The sequence below is a fragment of the Cerasibacillus sp. genome (genome assembly GCF_036516575.1).
Classification (GTDB): domain Bacteria; phylum Bacillota; class Bacilli; order Bacillales; family Amphibacillaceae; genus Cerasibacillus.
Map to the genome: position 1 here is coordinate 65,710 of NZ_DATBTY010000073.1, position 22,314 is coordinate 88,023.

At 36.0% G+C, this 22,314-nt stretch carries 20 protein-coding genes; 17 read left to right on the plus strand and 3 right to left on the minus strand.

What is annotated here, in order from left to right:
• The first annotated feature begins 67 nt into the window (after nucleotides 1–67).
• The 10 genes from VIG73_RS12290 to VIG73_RS12335 all read left to right on the plus strand — a co-directional run bounded on the left by VIG73_RS12290 (nucleotide 68) and on the right by VIG73_RS12335 (nucleotide 12,026).
• Nucleotides 68–2,035 (plus strand): TRAP transporter permease, encoded by a 1,968-nt coding sequence (locus VIG73_RS12290; protein WP_331642410.1) that lies wholly within the window; start codon nucleotides 68–70, stop codon nucleotides 2,033–2,035.
• A 99-nt stretch (nucleotides 2,036–2,134) separates the two neighbouring features.
• Entirely contained in the window at nucleotides 2,135–3,088 is a 954-nt protein-coding gene (locus tag VIG73_RS12295; RefSeq protein ID WP_331642412.1) for a GNAT family N-acetyltransferase, read from the plus strand.
• Nucleotides 3,089–3,367: 279 nt separating this feature from the next.
• A complete protein-coding gene (gene nagZ, locus VIG73_RS12300; protein WP_331642414.1) occupies nucleotides 3,368–4,900 on the plus strand; it encodes a beta-N-acetylhexosaminidase in 1,533 nt (510 codons plus the stop codon).
• An 83-nt stretch (nucleotides 4,901–4,983) separates the two neighbouring features.
• A complete protein-coding gene (locus VIG73_RS12305; protein ID WP_331642416.1) occupies nucleotides 4,984–6,291 on the plus strand; it encodes a sugar ABC transporter substrate-binding protein in 1,308 nt (435 codons plus the stop codon).
• Nucleotides 6,292–6,354: 63 nt separating this feature from the next.
• On the plus strand, nucleotides 6,355–7,230 hold the full coding sequence (locus tag VIG73_RS12310) for a sugar ABC transporter permease (RefSeq protein WP_331642418.1): 876 nt from the start codon (nucleotides 6,355–6,357) through the stop codon (nucleotides 7,228–7,230).
• Between the two features lie 12 nt (nucleotides 7,231–7,242).
• Nucleotides 7,243–8,082 carry a carbohydrate ABC transporter permease gene (locus VIG73_RS12315; protein WP_331642420.1) on the plus strand — a complete coding sequence of 280 codons (840 nt, stop codon included), beginning with the start codon at nucleotides 7,243–7,245 and terminating at the stop codon, nucleotides 8,080–8,082.
• A gap of 14 nt (nucleotides 8,083–8,096) precedes the next feature.
• Complete coding sequence (locus VIG73_RS12320) at nucleotides 8,097–9,251, plus strand: DUF1343 domain-containing protein (RefSeq protein WP_331642422.1); 1,155 nt, start codon at nucleotides 8,097–8,099, stop codon at nucleotides 9,249–9,251.
• Between the two features lie 30 nt (nucleotides 9,252–9,281).
• Nucleotides 9,282–10,145, plus strand: a complete 864-nt coding sequence (murQ, locus tag VIG73_RS12325) for an N-acetylmuramic acid 6-phosphate etherase (protein ID WP_331642424.1) — start codon at nucleotides 9,282–9,284, stop codon at nucleotides 10,143–10,145.
• Between the two features lie 31 nt (nucleotides 10,146–10,176).
• On the plus strand, nucleotides 10,177–11,175 hold the full coding sequence (locus VIG73_RS12330; protein ID WP_331642426.1) for an N-acetylglucosamine kinase: 999 nt from the start codon (nucleotides 10,177–10,179) through the stop codon (nucleotides 11,173–11,175).
• Nucleotides 11,163–12,026: a MurR/RpiR family transcriptional regulator gene (locus VIG73_RS12335; RefSeq protein WP_331642428.1), complete on the plus strand. Its 864-nt coding sequence runs from the start codon at nucleotides 11,163–11,165 to the stop codon at nucleotides 12,024–12,026. The genes VIG73_RS12330 and VIG73_RS12335 overlap by 13 nt, the downstream gene beginning before the upstream one ends.
• A gap of 8 nt (nucleotides 12,027–12,034) precedes the next feature.
• On the opposite strand, the gene VIG73_RS12340 is transcribed toward VIG73_RS12335, so the two are convergent.
• The gene (locus VIG73_RS12340; RefSeq protein ID WP_331642430.1) at nucleotides 12,035–13,765 is read right to left on the minus strand and encodes an HD-GYP domain-containing protein; all 1,731 of its coding nucleotides are present in this window, start codon (nucleotides 13,763–13,765) and stop codon (nucleotides 12,035–12,037) included.
• Nucleotides 13,766–13,787: 22 nt separating this feature from the next.
• Complete coding sequence (locus tag VIG73_RS12345; RefSeq protein ID WP_331642432.1) at nucleotides 13,788–14,030, minus strand: helix-turn-helix transcriptional regulator; 243 nt, start codon at nucleotides 14,028–14,030, stop codon at nucleotides 13,788–13,790.
• A gap of 395 nt (nucleotides 14,031–14,425) precedes the next feature.
• On the opposite strand from VIG73_RS12345, the gene VIG73_RS12350 reads away from it, so the two are divergent.
• Nucleotides 14,426–15,040: a response regulator transcription factor gene (locus VIG73_RS12350; RefSeq protein WP_331642434.1), complete on the plus strand. Its 615-nt coding sequence runs from the start codon at nucleotides 14,426–14,428 to the stop codon at nucleotides 15,038–15,040.
• Nucleotides 15,041–15,134: 94 nt separating this feature from the next.
• Nucleotides 15,135–16,331, plus strand: a complete 1,197-nt coding sequence (locus VIG73_RS12355) for an MFS transporter (RefSeq protein ID WP_331642436.1) — start codon at nucleotides 15,135–15,137, stop codon at nucleotides 16,329–16,331.
• 113 nt (nucleotides 16,332–16,444) lie between these two features.
• Here the strand turns inward: VIG73_RS12355 and VIG73_RS12360 are convergent, their stop codons facing one another.
• Nucleotides 16,445–18,091, minus strand: a complete 1,647-nt coding sequence (locus VIG73_RS12360) for a DASS family sodium-coupled anion symporter (RefSeq protein WP_331642439.1) — start codon at nucleotides 18,089–18,091, stop codon at nucleotides 16,445–16,447.
• 231 nt (nucleotides 18,092–18,322) lie between these two features.
• Between VIG73_RS12360 and VIG73_RS12365 the strand changes: the two genes are divergently transcribed.
• The 5 genes from VIG73_RS12365 to VIG73_RS12385 all read left to right on the plus strand — a co-directional run bounded on the left by VIG73_RS12365 (nucleotide 18,323) and on the right by VIG73_RS12385 (nucleotide 22,068).
• Complete coding sequence (locus VIG73_RS12365) at nucleotides 18,323–19,501, plus strand: MFS transporter (RefSeq protein ID WP_331642441.1); 1,179 nt, start codon at nucleotides 18,323–18,325, stop codon at nucleotides 19,499–19,501.
• Between the two features lie 70 nt (nucleotides 19,502–19,571).
• Nucleotides 19,572–19,754, plus strand: a complete 183-nt coding sequence (locus VIG73_RS12370; protein WP_331642443.1) for a cold-shock protein — start codon at nucleotides 19,572–19,574, stop codon at nucleotides 19,752–19,754.
• A 346-nt stretch (nucleotides 19,755–20,100) separates the two neighbouring features.
• Nucleotides 20,101–20,529, plus strand: a complete 429-nt coding sequence (locus tag VIG73_RS12375) for a hypothetical protein (protein WP_331642445.1) — start codon at nucleotides 20,101–20,103, stop codon at nucleotides 20,527–20,529.
• Between the two features lie 19 nt (nucleotides 20,530–20,548).
• Nucleotides 20,549–21,328, plus strand: coding sequence for a hypothetical protein (locus tag VIG73_RS12380; RefSeq protein WP_331642447.1), 780 nt, complete (start codon nucleotides 20,549–20,551; stop codon nucleotides 21,326–21,328).
• A 281-nt stretch (nucleotides 21,329–21,609) separates the two neighbouring features.
• Nucleotides 21,610–22,068, plus strand: coding sequence for a hypothetical protein (locus VIG73_RS12385; RefSeq protein ID WP_331642448.1), 459 nt, complete (start codon nucleotides 21,610–21,612; stop codon nucleotides 22,066–22,068).
• Nucleotides 22,069–22,314 lie beyond the last annotated feature (246 nt).

The following is a 22,314-nucleotide window of genomic DNA, read 5'->3' on the forward strand; positions in this document are numbered from 1 at the left end:
TCATAGATTCATGAGGAAGAGATGCGTTGTCATCTCTTCCCCTTATTTTCAAAGGGTAGGTGATTGTATGAGCAAAGATCAACAATCAATTGATGCTCAGAAAGTATTGGAAAAATATGACCGAGAAAGTCAATATCGCATAAATATTGGAAGATGGGCTTGGGTTGTTGGCTTTCTTGGCATTTCACTAACGATATTTCATTTATATACAGGATATTTTGGGACATTACCATCACAAAAACAGGGTGCGATTCATCTTGGTACAGCTTTGGGAATTATCTTTTTGTTGTTTCCGATCAAGAAGGGGTTGCACCGTGTACAAAGGTCAGTGCCTTGGTATGATGTCCTTTTAGCTTTTCTAGCGATGTATGTTGCTTATCATAAGATTATTTTCTTTGATGATATTTTGCTCGCGCGTGTTACCGGATATAGTACATTTGATACAATCGTATCAGTGATTGGTATATTATTAGTCCTCGAAGCAACACGTCGTACAGTCGGAATTGCGATTGTTATTGTTGCAAGTATTGCTATTTTATACGCTGTATTAGGTAAATACATTCCAACGCAAGTTTTATCACATGCTGGTTTTTCAATTGAGAGAATTACAACCAACTTATGGTATCAAGAAAGTGGTGTATTTGGTACACCGATTCAAATTTCAGCAAAATATATTTATCTTTTTTTGTTTTTCGGTGTTGTTCTTGTCCATACAAATATAGGGAAATTCTTTAATAATCTAGCTTTTGCTTTAACTGGTCGTTTTACTGGCGGAACAGCTAAAGCGGCTGTAGCAGCAAGTGCGTTACAAGGAATGGTGTCAGGAAGTTCGGTTGGAAACACCGTTGCATCAGGGTCATTTACCATTCCAATGATGAAAAAGGCAGGATTTAAACCGGAATTTGCTGCGGCAACTGAAGCATCTGCTTCAACAGGCGGACAAATCATGCCACCTTTAATGGGGGCAGCGGCATTTATCATGATGGAATATTTAGAGGTAAAATTCTCTACCATTATGTTAGCTGCGATGATTCCAGCTAGCCTATACTTTGCGGGTATTTTTATTGGAACACATTTTGAGGCGAAAAAACGTGGAATTGTCGGTTTACCAAAGTCTCAACTACCGAACTTGAAAATACTACTGAAAAAATACGGTTATATGTTGTTTCCTTTGCTCATCATTATTGGTACGATTTTAGCGGGATTCACACCACAAAGAGCTGCTTTATTAGGGATAGTATCAGCGTACTTAATCAGCCTGTTAAGGGAAGAAACACGATTGAACTTCAAACAAACTGTTCTTCTATTAATAGAGGGTGCAAGAACTGCTTTACCAGTTATTGCTGCCGTAGCAACTGCAGGAATTATTGCTGGGGTTGTTAGTATAACAGGACTCGGTTCTAAGTTTGCTTCAGGCATTATTTCCTTGTCTGGTGGATTCTTGCCACTTGCTTTATTCTTCACAATGGTTGCCTGTCTAATTTTAGGTATGGGGTTACCAACAACAGCTAACTATGTTGTGACAGCAACTGTTGCAGCACCAGCACTGATTAATTCATTTGGCGTAGAACCAATAGCTGTTCATATGTTTGTGTTTTATTTTGGTATCGTTGCTGATATTACACCACCTGTTTGTTTAGCGGCTTATGCAGGAGCAGGGATTGCCCGAGCAAATCCGTTTAAAACTGGGCTTGATGCTGTAAGATTAGCAATTGCCGCCTTCATTATTCCTTATATTTTTGTGGCGGATCCTATTCTTTTAATGGTTGATGTGACACCACTTAAATTCATTTCTGCTATTTTAACAGCACTCATTGGAATGATGGCTGTAAGTAGTGCAATGATCGGTTACTTTAAAGCTGATTCGTATGTATGGGAGCGAATTGCGTTATTTATCGGTGGCTTATGTATGATTATTCCAGAAATGTATACGAATATCATTGGCGTCATCGTGATTGGTGTGATTTGGTATATCCAAAAGAGCCGCCATGACGATAAGATGATGGGGAAACCAAATGTCAATGCTCAAGCTTAAACGTTGCGTACCGTAAAAATACGCTTTATTATTTCATCATTTTTTAATAGAATGAAATAATAGTTCAAAAAGAAATTGAAATAAATTGGAGGAAACGGTATGCGCTATTTAAAATGGGATGAAAAGCGTCTGACGGAAATCGTCACGCTATGGAATGATGAACTAGGTGACGATTTTCCGATGCGGACATCCCTATTTGAACAAAATAGTTTTTTAGATGAAAACATATTAACCGATGCATCATTAATTGTTGAAAATGAACAAGGTCAATTGATCGGTTTTATCATTGTGAAAAGATGGCAAGAAAACCTTGATGTTACAATGGACCACGAGCTTGGTTGGGTTCAAGCTATATTAGTTAAAAAGAATTATCGCCAAAATGGAATCGGATCACATTTATTAAACCATGCTGAAACAAAGCTAAAAGAGAAACAAGTAAAAAGAATACGCTTGGCAGGTGATGTGTGGCATTACTTCCCAGGGATACCACATATCTATAAAAGTGCGGTTCAATGGGCTGAAAATCGTGGATATAAGAAGCAAAGCGATGAGTATGATTTATTAGCAACTTATCATAAAAATGAGGTGTTTTTCGACATACCAGACCATATGACATTCGCATTATTAAAAGAGGAAGAAAAAACAGATTTTCTTACGTTTCTAAATCGCTGTTTTCCAGGACGTTGGGAATATGAAGCGATTAAGTATTTTGAAAAAGGTGGTCAGGGGAGAGAGTTTGTCGTACTAAAAGATAAAGACCGTATGATTGGTTTTTGTCGGATAAATGATCAACATTCTCCATTTATAGCACAAAATGTTTATTGGCAGCCACTTTTTTCAGAGCCAATTGGTGGTATCGGACCACTAGGCATTGATGAAAATGAACGTGGCCACGGTTACGGTTTAGCGATTGTTAAAGCAGCCATAAATACTCTGCGCGAACGTGACATTCAAACGATGATCATTGATTGGACAAGTTTAATCGACTTTTACAAAAAGCTAGGTTTTAAACCGTGGAAAGGATACACGACATACTTTAAACAAATTGATTAATGGAAAGGGTGCCTGATATTTAGGTGCCCTTTTTTAATGGGGAATTTCGTGATTGCTTTAACGTGTTAAAATCTCATAGAGTACTCAACCTACGACTACAAACAAATCCCATTTTATGAATAATTTGGTATGAATCTCAAAAAGATGTCTTATTTGAAATAAAATTTCAGAAAAATCATTGACTACTGGAATAATATTTAATATAATTTTCATGAGTTAGTATATGAAAGGGATTACAATCTAGCATCTTATATACATAAATAGAGGAGATATTGTCCGATGAATAAACAATGGACACTACGAGAAAAAATTGCTCAATTGATGATGGTCGGTTTTCATGGAAAAACGCCGTCAAAGCAAATACTCAATTTAATAGAAAAAGAGAAAATAGGTTCTGTTATCTTATTCGCAAGAAATATCGGTTCTCAGGATGAAACGAAAGCACTGACAATGCAATTGCAACAGACTGCTAAGGATGCTCAACATCCATTTCCTTTGCTTATTGCAATTGATCAGGAAAATGGTATTGTTAGTCGCTTAAACGAAGAAAACACTGTATTTCCAGGAAATATGTTATTAGGTGCTTGTGACGACACTGACCTGACATACGAAATAAGCCGTGCGACAGCGTTAGAATTAAAGACATTAGGAATTAATATGAATTTAGCACCGGTTTTAGATGTGAATCATAATCCGAAAAATCCGGTCATAGGTGTTCGCTCATATGGGGAACAAGTAGACCATGTAAGTAATCATGGCCGAGCCTTTATAAAAGGCCATCAAGATGAACATGTACTAACAAGCGGGAAACATTTCCCAGGTCATGGAAATACGTCGGTTGACTCCCATTTGGCGTTACCTATTGTTGATTCATCACGAGAAGATTTATTTCATCATGAAATCGCACCATTTCATACAGCAATAAAACATGGCTTAAATAGTGTGATGGTCAATCATGTGTATTATAAAGCGTTTGAGGAAGAAGCCGTACCAGCAACTTTATCAAAAACAGTTATAACCGACCTATTACGTGAAGAACTACAGTTTAATGGTGTTGTGGTGACGGATTGTTTAGAAATGAAGGCTATTTCAGATACAGTGACGACACCTGAAGGGGCTGTTCAAGCGATACAAGCAGGGGCGGATCTCTTAATTGTTTCCCAAACATACGACGTTCAAATGGCTACGCTCGATCGCATCGAACAAGCTGTCATCAATGGAGAAATTTCCGTCGAGCGAATCAATCAGTCACTTGAACGTGTTAACCGTTTAAAACAAAACATTAAAATGCAAAAACAAGTGACCTATGATCAAGAAAAACATCAAACATTAGCAAGAAAGGCATTTCAAAAAGGAGTAACGATTCGCCCAGATGCCCAACCGTTAACACCACTTAAACGAACAAAAAAAGTGAACGTGTTTTGGTTCATGGAGGAAAACGAATCGATTGCTGAAGATATACGACCTAATGAGCATAAAATGGTACAACCTTTTAAAATGCTCAATTGGGAGCATGTCTTTCTTCCATGGCATATGCCTACAGATGTGCCTGTTACACAAGCCGATACGCATATAATTTTTACCAATGCACAGAAGTTGTCACATCATCACCTCGATTTTATCGGTGAACTGATTAATGAACATCAAGAAATTATTTTTGTTGCTTTAAAAAGCCCGTACGTTTTATCCGATGTACCAGAATCAGTAACCCAACTTGCTGTTTATGAACCGAATTCGTTTACTGTTGACGCTGTGTTAAATGTCATTCTTGGTAAAGAACAAGCGAGTGGCAAGCTTCCGGTTACGATATAGTTTAGGGACCTTTTGGGAGGTGATGTGTTCAATATTGAAGTAGTGGGATTACTTTTTTACAACATGAAAGGGGAAAATATAAAATGAAAAAGAAAAATTTGCTTTTAGCAATGATTTTAGTTATTGCGATGGTTTTTGTATCGGCATGTGGTAATGACGATGCGAAAAAAGATAGTAAAGATAACAAAGATAGCGAAGGGAAAACAGAACAAACAACGATTGAATTTTGGACGATGCAATTAAAACCTACTTTTACAGAATATATTGAGGGAGTTATCGCCGATTTTGAAAAGGAAAATCCAGATATTAAAATTGATTGGTTAGATGTTCCAGCTGCTGATTTAGATAAGAAAATTTTAACAGCAGTGAGTTCAAACACAGCACCAGACGTTGTTAACTTAAATCCAACATTTGCTTCTAAATTAGCAGAACTTGATGCACTAGTTAATATGGAAGAAGCTGTTTCTGATGAAGATAAAAAGAAATATGTAAAAGGTGCTTGGGAAGCGAACCGTCTTAAGGATGTGACATTTGCGATTCCATGGTACTTATCTACTGAAGTAACATTAAACAATACAAAGATTTATGAAGAAGCAGGGCTAGATCCAGAAAAACCTGCCAAAACTTATGAAGAAGCAAAAGAATACTCAAAAGTTATTAAAGAGAAAACAGGGAAATACGGTTACTTCCCATCACTTGACTTATCTCTAGTTCTACAACATATGGTTGTAATGGGCGCTGAATTAACAAATGAAGATGGTACAAAAGCAGCCTTTAACACACCTGAAGGATTAAAAGCATTCGAATACTTTACAGAATTATACCAAGAAGATTTAATTCCGAAAGAAGCATTATCAGGTGATCAACGAAACACAATTGATATGTACCAAGCTGGACAAGTTGCCTTCTTTGCTGGATCACACTTTATTTCACAAATAAAAGAGAACGCACCAGAAATCTATGAAAATACAAAACCATCTGAAGCGATTACTGGTGACACAGGTAAGAAAACAATGAGTGTACAAAACATTGTTGTACCGAAACAAACTGAAAATGAAGAAGCAGCTGTTAAATTTGCTTTATTCTTAACAAATGCAGAAAATCAATTAGCATTTACTAAATTAACACCAATTCTACCATCTGCAGTTGAAGCTCTTGAAGATCCGTATTTCACAGAAGCTGGTGAAGACGCAGAGCCAACTGATTTAGTACGCATTACAGCGGCTGGTCAATTGGATGAGGCTGAATTACTTGTACCACCAATGGAAAACTATGATGAATTAAAAGAAGCGATGTTCGATGCGATTTCTGAAGCCATGCTTGGTGAAGCAACACCACAAGAAGCTTTAGATAAAGCAGAAAAAGCATGGAATGACATTTTAGCAAAATAAATTAGGGGAAAAGAGGGGGAACCCTCCCCTCTTTTTTATATGAAATATTTCTGAAAGAATGGGGTGGATTATTTGAGAACAAATAAATTAACACCATATTTATTTTTACTTCCTGGATGTGTCATCTTAGGGGCTTTTATTTTTTATCCGATGTTACAAGCAATATGGTTAAGTTTTACAAATTATAATATGGTTTCTGAACCAGATTTTATTAAATTCGATAACTATGAAAATCTATTTCAAGATGAATTATTTTGGAAGACACTTAAAAACACCTTTATTTATTTGATTGGTGTTGTACCGGCCCTTGTTATTGTTCCAATCTTTTTAGCTGTATTAGTTAATCAGAAATTAAAGGGGATTGGCTTTTTCCGTTCAGCTTACTATATTCCAGTTGTCACATCTTTAGTTGTTGCAGGGATTGCATGGGATTGGGTTTATAAGGAAAATGGACTTTTGAATTATGTTCTTGATCTCTTAGGTATTATTGCTGAACCAATTCCATGGTTAACATCAACGGATACAGCTATTTTTGCCGTGATGGTTGTGACTGTTTGGAAAGGTCTCGGGTACTATATGATTATTTATCTAGCAGGTTTACAATCTATCCCAACTAGTCTTTATGAAGCTGCACAAATTGATGGTGCAAACTGGTGGCAACAGCATACACGAATCACAATTCCAATGTTAATGCCGTTTGTCTTAATTGTTACGATTATGTCTTCGATTGCAGCGATGAAAGTATTTGAAGAAATATACATTATGACTGGTGGTGGCCCACTACATTCATCTGAGACGTTAGTATTTTATATTTATAAAGAAGCATTCGACAGGTTAAATATGGGATATGCAAGTGCAGCAGGGGTTGTTCTCTTTATATTGACGTTAATATTCTCATTAATAAACTTAAAAGTAATGGGTAAAGATAAAACCGCATAGGAGGGATAACATATGGCAGCTAAAAAAGGAACATCTATCATTAAAAAAATATTACTCTATTTATTATTAATTGCTATTACGCTTTTTATGATTGGACCATTTCTATGGCTCTTGTCAACCGCTTTAAAATCTGCTAGTGAAAATATTTTCCAATATCCTCCTAAGTTATTACCTGAAGAGCCAACAGTAAGTAACTTCGGAAAGGTAATGGATGTGTTTCCGTTTTGGAGATATTTATTGAACAGTACGATTGTTTCCGGATTGACAGTTATTTTAAACGTTTTGTTCTGTTCATTAGCAGCATATCCGTTAGCACGGATGAATTTCAAAGGAAAAAATACGGTATTCATCTTAATTTTAAGCACGATGATGATCCCGTTTCAGTTACTGATGATTCCGGTTTATATTCTTTCATTAAATCTTGGGTTACAAAATACGTATTTAGGAATGGTATTACCACATGTGACAACAGCTTTTGGTGTTTTTCTAATGCGTCAAGCCTTTATGACGGTACCATATGAGTTAGATGAATCAGCAAGAATGGATGGAGCGAATAGTTTCCAAATCTGGTGGAGAGTACTTATGCCACTTGTAAAACCATCACTCGTTACATTGACGATTTTTACTTTTGTGTCAGCATGGGGCGATTTCTTGTGGCCATTAATCATCGTGAATGATCAAAATATGTTTACATTACCATTAGGGTTAAACATGCTTTCAGGAACATTTACTTCTGATTGGCGCTTAATTGCAGCAGGTGCTATTATCTCGATGATTCCAGTTATCGTTATTTTCCTTGCATTACAACGATTCTTTATCGGTGGTGCAATGAAAGGGGCTATCAAAGGTTAAAAGAGGTGAGCGTTTTGCAACTCGGTGTTGAAGTTTTTTTAGAAAAATATGTAACACAGTTTCAAGGCAAACGAATTGGCTTATTAACGAATTTAACGGGTGTGAATCAACAATTAGAGTCAACGATTGATTTGTTTTTTCATCATAAAAACATTCAATTAACAACACTATTTGGACCAGAACATGGGCTGCGCGGTGAAGTTAAAGAAGGGGAATGGATTGATTCAACCATTGATTCGTATACAGGGCTTCCAGTCTATAGTTTATATAACAAGGATAAAAAGCCGAATCCCAACATGCTAAAAGATGTCGATGTTGTCTTCTGTGATTTACAGGATATCGGTTCGCGTTACTATACATTTATTTACACGTTAGCGAATATGATGAGGTTATGCAGTGACCAAGGAAAACAGGTCGTTGTCCTAGACCGTCCTAATCCGATTAATGGGATAGATGTGGAAGGAAATTGTGTGCAAACAGGTTTTACATCATTTGTTGGAAAATATCCGATTCCGATTCGCCATGGGTTTACGATTGGTGAGATTGCTACATTATTTAATGATGAATTTCAGATAAAATGTGATCTAGAAGTGATTCATATGGAAGGATGGTCACGAACCGATTATTTCTCTGATACCGATTTATTATGGGTATCACCGACTCCAAATACAACTGGGATTGATATGTGTCTTTTATATCCTGGAACATGTTTAATTGAAGGAACGAACTTATCAGAAGGCCGTGGAACAACGAAACCTTTTGAAGTGGTTGGTGCACCGTTTATAAATGGGCGACAGCTAGCAGATGAAATGAATCAGTTAAATTTAGCAGGCGTTTTATTTCGCCCAACCGTCTTTAAGCCGTATACATCTAAACACGCCAACAAAGTCTGTGAAGGTGTCGCACTTCATATCACTGACCGCAACCATCTACAACCTGTACAAATCGGTGTGAGATTACTGGAAGTCATTTTTACTCGGTATCCTGAACAAGCCCAATTTATTCGCAGTGCTGATTTTAATAATCGGTATTTTATTGATTTATTAGCTGGGACAGATGAACTTAGAAAACAATTACTAACACAGAACATTGCACCATTTATACAACAAATGAAACATGATACACAGGCGTTTCTTAGAATAAGAGAAGCTTATTTACTCTATCATTAAGGGTGATTTGTTCTTAAAGGAGAGGTTTTTTTGGTACAACATTTAGATGAGATGACAATTGAGCAAATTCTCATGGAAATAAATAAACAAGATCAAACGGTGCCACTGGCTGTCAAACAAGCGCTCCCACAATTGGAACGTGTCATTAAGCAAGTGATTCAGACGATTGAACAAGGTGGAAAGATAATTTATATGGGAGCTGGAACAAGCGGTCGTTTAGGGATCCTTGATGCTTCTGAGTGTCCACCGACATTTGGTGTCAGGCCCGATTTATTCACAGGCTTAATAGCTGGTGGTGAAAAAGCCATTCGCTTTGCTGTAGAAGATGCGGAAGACGATATCGACGCAGGGCGATTAGAGGCTGATGAACGGTTAACAGACAAAGACTTCTTAATCGGGATTGCTGCTAGTGGACGCACACCTTATGTTATTGGTGGCATTGAAAAGGCAAAAGAAAGAAATGTTCCAACTGCTGCGCTTGTATGTGCTCCCAATTCCGAATTAAGTAAACTTGTTGATTATCCAGTAGAACTTATCGTTGGTGAAGAAGTTGTTAAAGGTTCGACACGAATGAAAGCAGGAACAGCACAAAAACTAGCATTAAATATGATTTCCACAACTTCCATGGTAAAATTAGGAAAGGTATATCAAAATTATATGGTCGATGTCCAAGCGACAAACGAAAAATTACGTAAGCGTACGGTTGATATCGTTTGTGAATTAACCGATGTATCAGAAGAGACTGCTATAGCAGCACTTAAAGCGTGTCAAGGAAATTTAAAAGCAGCTGTATTAGTCTGTGAATTTGCCATTGATTTTCAAACAGCTAGCGAAACGATTAAATCTTGTCAAGGCAATTTACGTTCTGCAATCAAACACTTACAAAGTGAATAATAGAGTCTCAGACTTGGGGAGGTGGGTGGATTTGACATATGTTATTGGTATTGATGGTGGTGGTACAAAGACGGAGGCGGTTTTAGCAGATCAATTAGGAAATGTCCTTGAAGTTGCTAAAGCTGGCCCAACAAATATTAATACCACTTCTGAACAAGATGTAGAAGAAGCATTCTCTATATTGTTTCAACTCTTAAAGGATAAGCATCCACAAGAATTTAATCATGTTTCAACAGTGTTTGCGGGTATATCTGGGGCAGGTGGCAAATACACTCAACAAACAATAAAACAATTTATAACAAAGAGACTGTCGGAAACGGTAACAACATATGTTGAGCCTGATACAATTAATGCGCTCTATTCCGGTACATATGGGGAAGCAGGTATTGTACAAATTAGTGGTACAGGTTCGATTACTTATGGCATCAATGAAGCAGGCGTTCACGAACGTGTTGGTGGTTGGGGGTATCTCCTTGGTGATGAAGGAAGTGGCTATGATATTGGTAGAAATGGAATAATAGCTGCACTTCATGCTGCCGATGGTCGTGGAAAAGAGACATTATTATTAAATTTAGTATTCAATCATTTTCGAGTGAATTCAGCTCGTCACTTAATAGAAAAAATTTATCAAGCTCCTGTACCTAAAAATGAAATATCCCCTGTAGCAAAACTTGTATTCCAAGCATTTTACAAAAATGACCCGATTGCTCACAAGATTATCCTTAAGGCAGCGAATGATATCACAATAAGTATTTTAACTTTAGCAAATAAATTGTTCGAAAAAAAATCATCGGTTCAGGTTGTTTTATGTGGCGGTGTTTTTTATGATGAAAACGTTCTACCGGCGATAATTAAAGAGCAAATAGCTTCAAAAACAGATAAGTTAACACTGCACTTACCTCGTATATCGCCTGTCGGAGGTTCAGTTATCGGGGCTTTAAAGTTCGAACATCAATCTATTCTTTCAAATAAGATTATTAATAATTTAAAACAATCTTTAAAAGTAGGTGATGGATCATGTCGCATTTAAAAGGTGGACTCATTATTTTAAAAGAAATGTTTGAGCAATTGCCTCCATCCGAAAGGAAAATAGCACAATATATTTTAGAGCAACCACAAGAAGCGATTATTTTGACAACGAGTGAACTTGCTAAGCAAAGTAATACAAGTAGTGCCGCCGTTATTCGTTTATGTAAATCGCTCGGTTTTAGTGGGTTTCAAGAGTTAAAACTTCGTGTTGCAGGTGATATCCAGAGACAAACAGTTGTTGATTATCGCGATATTGAACCGAATGAGAATTGCCAAGCGATTATTGATAAGGTGACGACTAATACAATTCGAACATTAAAAGAGACAATGGATATTATGCACATTGAGGATATTGAGCGAGCTGTTGATGTGCTCATAGAAGCTGATTCAATCGTTTTCGTCGGCAATGGGGCGTCGTATATTGCTGCTTCTGATGCCGAACAGAAGTTTTTAAGAATTAATAAAAATGTTAACTCATATTCAGATGTGCATATGGGAGCGACCGTCATTGCTAATAAAGGTCCGAAAGATGTCGTTGTCGGGATTTCGTTTTCTGGAGAGACATATGAAGTTGCAAAATTATTAGAGCTTGCTAAACAAAATGGTGTAACAACCATTAGCATTACGAGATATGGCCCATCCCCTGTTGCTAATTATGCAGACATTTGTCTTTATACTTCTGCAACAAGAGAAGCCACATTCCGTAGTGCGGCAACATCCTCACGTATTGCTCAACTCCACATTATTGATATTTTATTTATGAGCGTTGCGTCAATGCAGTATGAACGTGTTATCAAATATTTAGATAAAACCCGAGAAGCCATAACATTTATAAAAAAAGATAAAACATAATATTATTTTTATGTTTTATCTTTAAACATTTGTTGGTAGATATTTAAACGTTTTGCTTTTATATAGGTAAGTTGTTTTAAAAAGGTAAGAAATGTATTCCAGTGAAAAGTTGACACATGGATGTGGCGATTGTCTTTTATGAAATGATATTCAGATTCATGCTCCCTAATGATTAAACAAGCAGCACGAACACCGTATTTATAGAAAATATGCCACCCTTTAATAATTCGAGCATATTTAAGTACAATCGTATCGATGTTTTCTAAATGTAACAACTGACGTAAAACTCGTATAGGAAAACTGTCCTTTTGTTCTTCGGGAACAATTAGTAGCATCTCACGTTCTAATTTAATTGTAGGGGTTTCTAACTTCTGTCTTTCAAAAAGTTGATCTAGTATTTGTCCAGCTTGCTTAATAGGGTGATTTTGTTTGATTGACACCAGACGAAAATAACAAGGTAATAGGATGCGCGTATATGTTTCTTCAATCTTTAATCCATCACTATAGTCTTTGTATAATTGGATTGCTTGGTCACGTTTTCCTTCAATAAGACGATTAACTAAGGCTTCGTGCTTGTTTTTAAATGTAGTTGAATGAAATTCTATGATTTTCTCAATAGTAATTGAATAATCATTTGGTAATTTGATGACTTCACCAGTTTTTAAAGACTTCAATGAAGGAAATTGTGGTATACGCTGTGATACGTCTGTAATGATACCATCTACGCCATTTGATAATTTAACAGAACATCCTTCGGGGAAAATACCGAGAAGATACATTAACTTTTCAACAACTGATTTGTCATATGCTTTAGAATCACTCCGCAATATATTTAATGCTTCATGGGCTGGTCGCGCTTGTTTATAAGTGCGTTCTAGGGTGAGTGCCGAGTAAACATCAACAACTTGAAGGATACGAAGTTCAAGTGGTAGTTGATGTTTCATTAATTGATCAGGATATCCAGAACCATCAAGACGTTCATGATGATGTCTTGCAAATGGAGCTAAATGGGCCACCTTTTTTAACTTTAAGATGGCCTCACCTTTAATAGTATGCTCCTTCATTGTTTCATACTGGGCAAGGGTAAACTTCTTTTTACTTTTGATGAGTGATTGATCAATTGCTAGTTTACCGATATCGTGCAGATAATATCCTGCCGCAATATTCTTTAAATTATTAAGTTGATATGCTTTGGCGATAATTGTACCCATGATAAACACATCAAACGAATGAAAATATGTATCATAATCCCAAATATATAATTGATCTATCAATTGCGAAATTACCCCATGCTCATGTAGTCGGCGATATTGATTAAAAAGTAATCGAATATTAGCACGGTTATTAAGTAATTTGCCATATCGTTGTTCTTCACCAACTTTTTGTAAAGATTGTATGAATATCGTTTGTACATCCCTTTTGTTATTGCTAACGGCTTGTTTACTTTGTACACGCTTTCCTAAATTGGATGATTGAATAAACCGTACTTCATCATCAGTTTGTTTGTCTTCATCAGTGATCTTTGTTGTTGTTTCGTTTTCTTTATGATGCATTGTTAGCTCACTGTCTAGCGATTGATTTATCTTAATATATACTCTGCGAATATTTCTAGATTTTAGTTGTCGAATTAATCGTTCTGTTAATGGTGTGTTATTTTTAATGAGTAAGATGTCTTGATGGATGATATCTTTACCCAGAATATCACCTACATGCACATCTTCTATTTCCTTTTCTATCATATTGATGACTCTCCTTTCCTCTTTAAACCGGAAACGACTTAAAATCCAGGACATTGACAAGAGGGATATCTAATGCAAGACATAATTTATGTAGATTCAAGATTGAGATATTCCGTTTTCCTGTTTCTATTTCTGTGTAGTATGACCGTGAAAAACCAGCTATTTCAGCTAACTCCTCTTGTGTTAGTCCTTGATGGATTCGATAGTATTTTAGATGTAAACCGATTTGTTGCAAAAAAAATAAATCCGAATCATCGTAAGACATAATTAGTAATCACCTCACTTTCGGTTTTAATCATTTGATGAAATGAATCTCTTGATATCCATCCGGTATATCTCGAAAGTGTAATGAGGTGAGGAGAAACAAAATATTAACTAGGTCTAAAGAACTACTTTATTTCATCATTACAAATATAATCATTCATTTCCACCTGATTTAAGTGACATATAAGCAGAATTTTGTGACTCTATATGACTTGCTAATTATTAGATAGACTCCTTGTCATTGTATTATTTATTTACGAATTACGTATGCCCGTTTACACGTTGGAATTGATAGAGCAATATGAAATAAAAGGTCGAATAGAATGAAAAATAGGCGATTTGGCATATTGCTATTCTATTAATAAAGTCGCATAATATAGAAAGGAGTTGAGAGCCTTGTACCATATTGCAATGATTACCAACATATTAGTTAGTGCTAAAGGAATAGCAAATATTTTGCAGGAAGAAATTGAAGGCTGTACATTTCATGTATTTAGTGGGGCCTTTTTAAAGCAAAGTGAAGAGGTATATGACTTAGTTATTGTTGATGAACCGTTATTGAAAAATGTAATTGAATATTATGATAATTGTAGTAATGTTGCTGTAAATATGTACAATCCAAGTCAAGCACGATTGGAAGAATTATTCCGATTAAAACTCCAAGGTTATTTATACACGGAAATGGAAATCAATGAAGTTATTAATGCAATCAGGATGATGTTGGAGAAAAGAACTTATGTCCATCCGGAGTGGTCGGAAATGTTGTTACAAGTCTATCAATCTAAGGTTCTAAATCAAACAGAACGTCCAAATGGTTTATTAACAGAACAGGAATGGAATGTGCTTGAACAATTAGTGTTAGGGCATAAAAACTGTACCATAGCTAAGAACTTATACATATCTAGAAATACCGTTACAAATCATGTTAGTTCAATTATACGTAAACTTCGTGTACAGGATCGAACAGGAGCTGCACTATTAGCAGTAAAAAAAGGATGGATTTCATTATGATGGAATCCATCCTTTTGTATGGCAACAGCAAAGGTCAAGTTATATTATGGTATATTAGAATTAGGATATATAACGATATAGGATGTGTGATATGTTGAGTCAGGGGCAGCCATATACTTTACGTAATGTTTACTTTTGGAAAATATCTATCAGTCTAGCGTTGGCGTCTTTTTTTGTTTTTGCTTCCATTTATGCTATTCAGCCTTTATTACCGGTGTTTGTAGAAGACTATGGAATTACTGTATCCGCTTCAAGTCTATTACTATCTTTAACAATTATTGGTCTCATTATCGGATTAATAATATTTGGATTTTTATCAGACCGTTTTGGACGAACAATTTTTATTAAGTTGTCATTAATTGGAACTATTATTCCATTTATCTTGATCCCCCAAACACAATCATATTCACTATTTATCACGCTTCGTTTTCTACAAGGGCTCGCATCAGCAGCCTTACTTGCTAGTGCCCTAGCGTATTTAAGTGAAGAAATGGACCGGAAAAGTGTAGGGGTCGCGACAGGTCTCTATATTTCTAGCAACGCTTTAGGAGGGATGGCTGGACGCGTCGTCATTGGCTATGTTACTGATTATTATTCATGGCAAACAGCTTTCTATTTGCTCGGAGCTATCGGGTTAGTTATTTTCGTTATCGTTTTCATTTCTTTACCGAAATCACGTTTCTTTAAACCGAGTCAGTTACCGGTCAGAAATGATTTTATTGGATTTGCCCATCATTTGAAAAATCCGCGGTTACTCGTCATTTTCGGTTTAGGTACTGTACTTCAGTTATCTTTCACTGGGGTATGGACATATCTACCATTTTATTTACAAGAACCACCTTTCAATTTATCTTTAAAACTTATTTCATATTTGTTTTTCGCCTATGCGATTGGAGTAATCGCTTCTCCGATAGCAGGCTGGATGGTTGGTTATATGAAATTAACGCCTATGCGAATCATCGCGATTATCGTATTGTCAATGGGTGCTTTTATGACATTAAGTTCATCATTATATGTCATTATTGTTGGGCTTTGTGTCTTATGTTTAGGTTTCTTTATTGCTCATTCGTTAACTGCAACGACTGTGGGTGAGCAAGCGACACATCATAAAGGAAGTGCAGCGAGCTTATATTTAGTCGCTTATTATATCGGAGTGGCATCTGGTAGTACACTACTTAGTCCAGTGTGGAGTTTTGCTGGATGGCGCGGACTGATTTTTGTTTCAGGACTTGTTCCTTTGATTTATGTCATCTTTGCCCAATTCGTTATAAAAAAGCGCCACGCTTATTAGCTAGTAAAGTATCTGCTAGATTGTAGCAGTGGGTATATTGAGTCCAAAAATAGAAGAGCGCCCAAAAGCCATGAAGGACTTGTAGGACACTCTTTTTTAGTGAAAATCAATCATTACTTAAATGCTTCTGGAACACTCGTTAAATCAATTCCCCAAACAATTGGTAATAACACATAAACAGCAATCGTTACAAGAACAATACCTATCAGATTTAGTACAAATCCAGCTTTGGCCATATCAGGAATACGTAAATAACCAGAACCGAAAACAACTGCGTTTGGTGGTGTTGCTACAGGTAACATGAAGGCACATGATGCAGCTACTGCTGCAGCGACCATAAAAGCAAATGGATGAACACCAAGGGCTAGACCTAAAGCAGCCATAATAGGGAACATCATATTAGCTGTTGCAGTATTCGATGTAACTTCTGTTAAGAAAATAACAAGACCTGTAACAATTAAGATGACGACAAGTGTGTTCACACCTTCAAGGGCTTGCAACTGGTTTCCAATCCACTCAGATAATCCTGAATTAGAGAACCCAGCTGCAATCGCTAATCCACCACCGAATAATAAGAGAATTCCCCACGGTAATTTAACTGCTGTATCCCAATCTAATAAGAAATCACCTTTTTTATTTTTGGACGGAATAATGAATAAGACAACAGCAGCAACCATCGCAATCATGGCATCACTTATATTTGGAGAAATTTTTACCAAAAGAAATGATCGTGTAATCCAAGCTAAAGCAGTTAAGAAAAACACAATAAAGACCGCTTTTTCTTCATAAGAAGGTTTGCCGAGCTTTTCCATTTCTTTTGCGATAATTTTACGTCCACCAGGCATTTCTTTCACTTTAAGTGGGTAGGCTATTTTTACAAGATAAATCCATGTAATAAAAATGAATATAACAGAAATCGGTACCCCAAATAACATCCATGTTGCGAAGGACAATTCAAAGTTATATAACTCCTTTACAACACCAGCAAGTGCAGCATTTGGCGGTGTTCCTATTAAAGTTGCAATTCCGCCAATTGATGCAGAATATGCAATCGCTAACATCAAAGCTTTTCCGAATCCGAAATTTTCTTTAGATGTATCAATAGTAGGGTCATTTTTTAAAGCTTCAGAAATTTGATAAATAATAGCAAGACCGATAGGAACCATCATCATAGCAGTCGCTGTGTTAGAAATCCACATAGAGAGAAAACCTGTTGCTACCATAAAACCGAGAACAATTCGATCTGTGTTTGTCCCGATGACTGAAATAATACTTAATGCAATTCGACGATGTAAATCCCATTTTTCCATTGCTAACGCAACCATAAATCCACCCATGAATAGGAAAATAGTTCCACTACCATAAGATGAAGTCGTTGTTTCCATATCGAGTCCACCAGTAAGTGGAAACAGAATAATTGGGAGTAATGATGTAGCTGGAATCGGAATCGCTTCAGTCATCCACCAAATCGCAATCCAAATTGTACTAGCTAGGACTGCAAGCCCTTCTTTTGATAGATCATCTGGTGAGAAGAATAGTAATGTTAGAGTAAAAAAGAGTGGACCTGCAATCAATCCAATCAATTGAATCGGTTTATATTTCCGATTGTTATTCCCATTATCAGACTTTCGAATGGGATCAATTGATTTACCAGTTGCCATTTTCGTAGCCGAAGTCGGATCACCCTTTGTAAAAAAACGAAATGTTTCTTTTACCTGGTCATGTTTATCCCATAACCAGTTCCATGTCGCAGAAAACATAATAAATTCCCCCATAAAACTAATATTCTTGTGTGCTATAACAGTCAATGTCATGTAAATAGTATAGCACAAAAATAATAAGTATGGCATATTTAAAATGGAATATTTTCTAATAATATGGAAAAGCCTTAGCTGTTTACGGTTTGAATGAAATGATTGATTAGGTATAGAAAATATATTACAATTGAAAAACTAACGACAGACATGTAGAAGTAGAAAAGAGATGATAGAATGCCTAAATCTATTTGGTTATTAGCTGTATCGATTACAATTAATGTTATCGGCGCTTCTTTTTTATGGCCATTAAATACGATCTATATGCATAATGAATTAGGTAAAAGCCTGGCATTCGCTGGCTTTATTTTAATGTTAAATCAAGGTGCAACTATTGTTGGAAATTTAATTGGCGGTGCTTTATTCGATCGTTTTAGCGCTTATCAAACATTAATATATTCGACTGGATTATCGCTATTTGCTGCGGTTTTTCTATCATTTAATCATAGCATTGTACCGTACTCTATAATGCTTTTATTAATTGGCTTTGGCAGTGGTGCAACATGGCCTGTCATGTTTGCTTTGGCAGGTTCCGTTTGGCCTGAAGGTGGACGTCGCGCCTTTAATGCGATGTATGTCGCGCAAAACTTAGGTGTTGCTCTTGGTGCTACATTTAGTGGTTATGTAGCAAGTATTTCCTTTAACTATATATTTATCGCTAATGCAATCTTTTTCTTTCTCTTTTTCTTAATTGTATTATTCACATTTAAAGGGATGGATGAAATACGAGACCGTCACATGCATACAACTGTTATTGAACAGACGGGAGAAATAGAGAATAAATCTAGTTTTACAGCTTTAATTATTTTATCAGTCGGGTTCTTTGCCGTTTGGTTTGCATATAGCCAATGGCAGTCGACGATTGCATCGCATACACAGGATATTGGTATTCCACTCGAACAATATAGCATGTTATGGGCTATTAATGGCTTTTTGATCGTCGCTGGCCAACCGATTATGAAATTATTTAAATGGCAGTCGCAGAAGACTTATATTTATGTAGGGAACGCTATTTTCTTGCTATCTTTTGCGTTAGCGATGGTTTCCGACCAATTCATCATGTTCGCTGTTTCCATGGCTATATTAACATTTGGAGAAATGCTTGTATGGCCTGCTATACCGACCATTGCTAATGATCTGGCTCCACCAGGACGCTCAGGATTTTATCAAGGCTTCATTAATAGTGTTGCAGCAGCAGGGCGAATGACTGGCCCAATTCTTGGTGGACTAATTGTTGACTATTTTAATATTCATTTGTTATTTTTCATCTTGTTATTTATTTTATTCATACCATTTATGACAACAGGTATTTTTGATCGAGGTTTAAAAGAGGGTTTAGAGGAACATAGCAAATAAAGCGTCTCTTTTAAAGTTTTGTATTAAGGGGTATAATAGTGATAGAACCTTGAAAGGGGATATGTTAATTATGGCTTTCTCTCGTGGACGAAAAGAACCATTGCCAAAAGTAGATACTAAAGTATGGGCTTGTACAAATGATGAGTGCAATGGCTGGATGCGCGACTCTCTTAGTTTTAAGGAAAAACCTGAATGTCCACTGTGCCACTCATCGATGCAACAAGAGATTCGGACGATTACAGAACTTGAATAATCAGTATGATAATTAATCGTATGTTAAGCGTCTTTCATATTTACAGGAGAGGATTATTTCCTCTCTTTTTTTATTTTCACCCATTATTTCTTCTCAATTAATAATAAAACTAAAATAAACTAGTTACAAACTCCTAAAATTAATGCTTCTTACAAGATAAATGCTACTTAAGTATTATTTACAAAATTTAATAGATTCAATATAATTTAAACAATGATATAGATATTACATTTTTCTGACATCATGAATTATACGGTCCTCGTCATAATTCATTACTCACATAAAGCATTTTAGCACATGGGCAACATTGATAAATGGATCGTGAATATTAAGAAGGGAAGGTAAGGTGATGCTGAAAAGAGGAATCATATTAAGTATGGTCATCGCTATTTCTATTGTAGGTGCCATGACAGTTTTTGGGGTTACAAAGTCAAAGAAGAACTTAACTGCTTTGCAAAAAGATGAGCGACATTTTCAAACCAAAGATGGTGATGTTTTAATCCAATATTGGACGAGTCATTTGACAGACTTACAGAAAGAGTATGGAAATGCTCTAACTGAGCAAGACATGGATCATATGATAGCAGTCCTAAAAGAAATAAAGCATGATTTATTAACCTATAAGAAACATCACATAAAAAATCTAGACAAGGATAAGCAAAAAATACTAGAACTCAATTATCTTGAGGAATTTAGAAAATTAACAGAAATCGAGATTGAACACGACATCTATGAGGAAGTGACGGATTATTTAAGCGGGTTATTGAGCGAATAAAAGGGAGATGGATTAATTAATGAAGTTATTTAAAATGACGAAGAAGAAAATAATTGTAGGTGTTCTTGCTATTTCGCTTTTCTCAGGCTTAACGTTTGCTTTAGCAAATACTGAAGCAGGTCAAGCATTGAAAGATTGGTATAATCATTTATTTAATCAAAAAGTTGATATGGCCATGGATGAAGCAAATCAATATGGTGAAAGTTTGATGCCGGGATTACTTGATGAATACGCTGATGAGAAAGCACATGCTGAAGGCATTATCGACCGAAAAAAAGCATATGAATTAGGAAAAAGTACTGAAGCGATTAAAGTAGCTAAAGATGCTCACTTGGAATCGTTAGGAGATGCAAAAGCTGACATTTTGGATGGGATGGATTTACAGTTTTTCCAAGTGTTTGTAGAAGGGGCTCAGGAAATTGAGCGTTTAGGTTCTGAAGCATCTCTATTCGTGCAATCAGACCTAGCTGATCATTTTGGGAATAAGCGTGATTCAACATTAGCTGATATTGAAAATGAGTTAACTCAAGTCAAAAATGAAGCACTTTCAGATCTTGAAGCAGCTATTGAAGCGGCAAAAGTTGAAATTGAAGCTGAAGTAGATTCACGGTCAGATGTATTAGTGTCAAATTTAAAGACGCGTATTGATCATAAAATTGATGAACTTCGACGTGAAGTTCGTTCAATTATCGTTGGTTATACAGCTGAAATTGAAAATGCGATCGTATTAAAAGCGGATGAAATGGAGAACGAAGCTAAGCTAGCAATGGATCAGCTTATTTCTGATCTGACTAATTAATAGTAATGGAGGTGGCCAGGCAAAAGTATTATGCTCAACTTAAAGTCGAACATAGTATTATTTTAGCGGAGGAAATATACCTAGCCAACACTAGGACGTCCTGTCCATAGCGGGAAAAGGCATTGGTGAGACCCCAAAGTGCGTTAGCGCGAAGAGGCTCACCAGCCACCCGCTAAAAAGTGAAGTATATTTCCGAAGCAGTGAATATGCACTGCGTTCGGATTTTTTCTTAGATAAAATACTTTAGTCCCAGTACCTTAATTCTAAGGAGAGATAATCTGATGTGGAGACAAAAGTTGAAAAAGCAGATACGACTCTTCCTCATAACTGTATTTATGTTGGTATTGATTGGTAGTAGCATGCATGTCGTCTTTGCGGATGAAAACATTCGCTCATTATTATTTGACTGGTTTGAGCGAAAGGAAATAGAGTCTGTCGAAGCGCTTGAAATAACTATTACATCAGAGCGGGAAAAGCAGATTAATCGATTAAAAGACGAATTACAAAAAACGATTACTGAGGCGGAAGAACGGATTAATTCATTTACTGAAAATGAAAAGCAAATACGTATTTCAGAATTAGAGCAACATGCTAATGACATATTAGAAACATTTACAATTGATGAGACTGCTAAAGAAGAAGAGGTTAAGGGTCAATTAATGGAAATTGTTAATCAAGCGATTTCGGAAATGGATGCGATAAAAATCGATTTAAATCAATTAATCCAAATAGAAGATTAAAATATGTGAGAAACCAATGTTTAATTTATGTTTAGCGTGATTTTTGGTTTCTCTATTATTTTATAAGTTAAATAAGCTTTCTAAATAAATACATAATGAATGGACATTTGTTTTTAAAACTATTTGTAGTGAGTTAAGGGATTAGGATGAATTTTTTTATTCAACTTAATAATCAAAATTATTTTAGCTTATTGTTCGCAGTCACATGCTTCTTTTGTGTAACATAGATTATGATAAGGATATTGT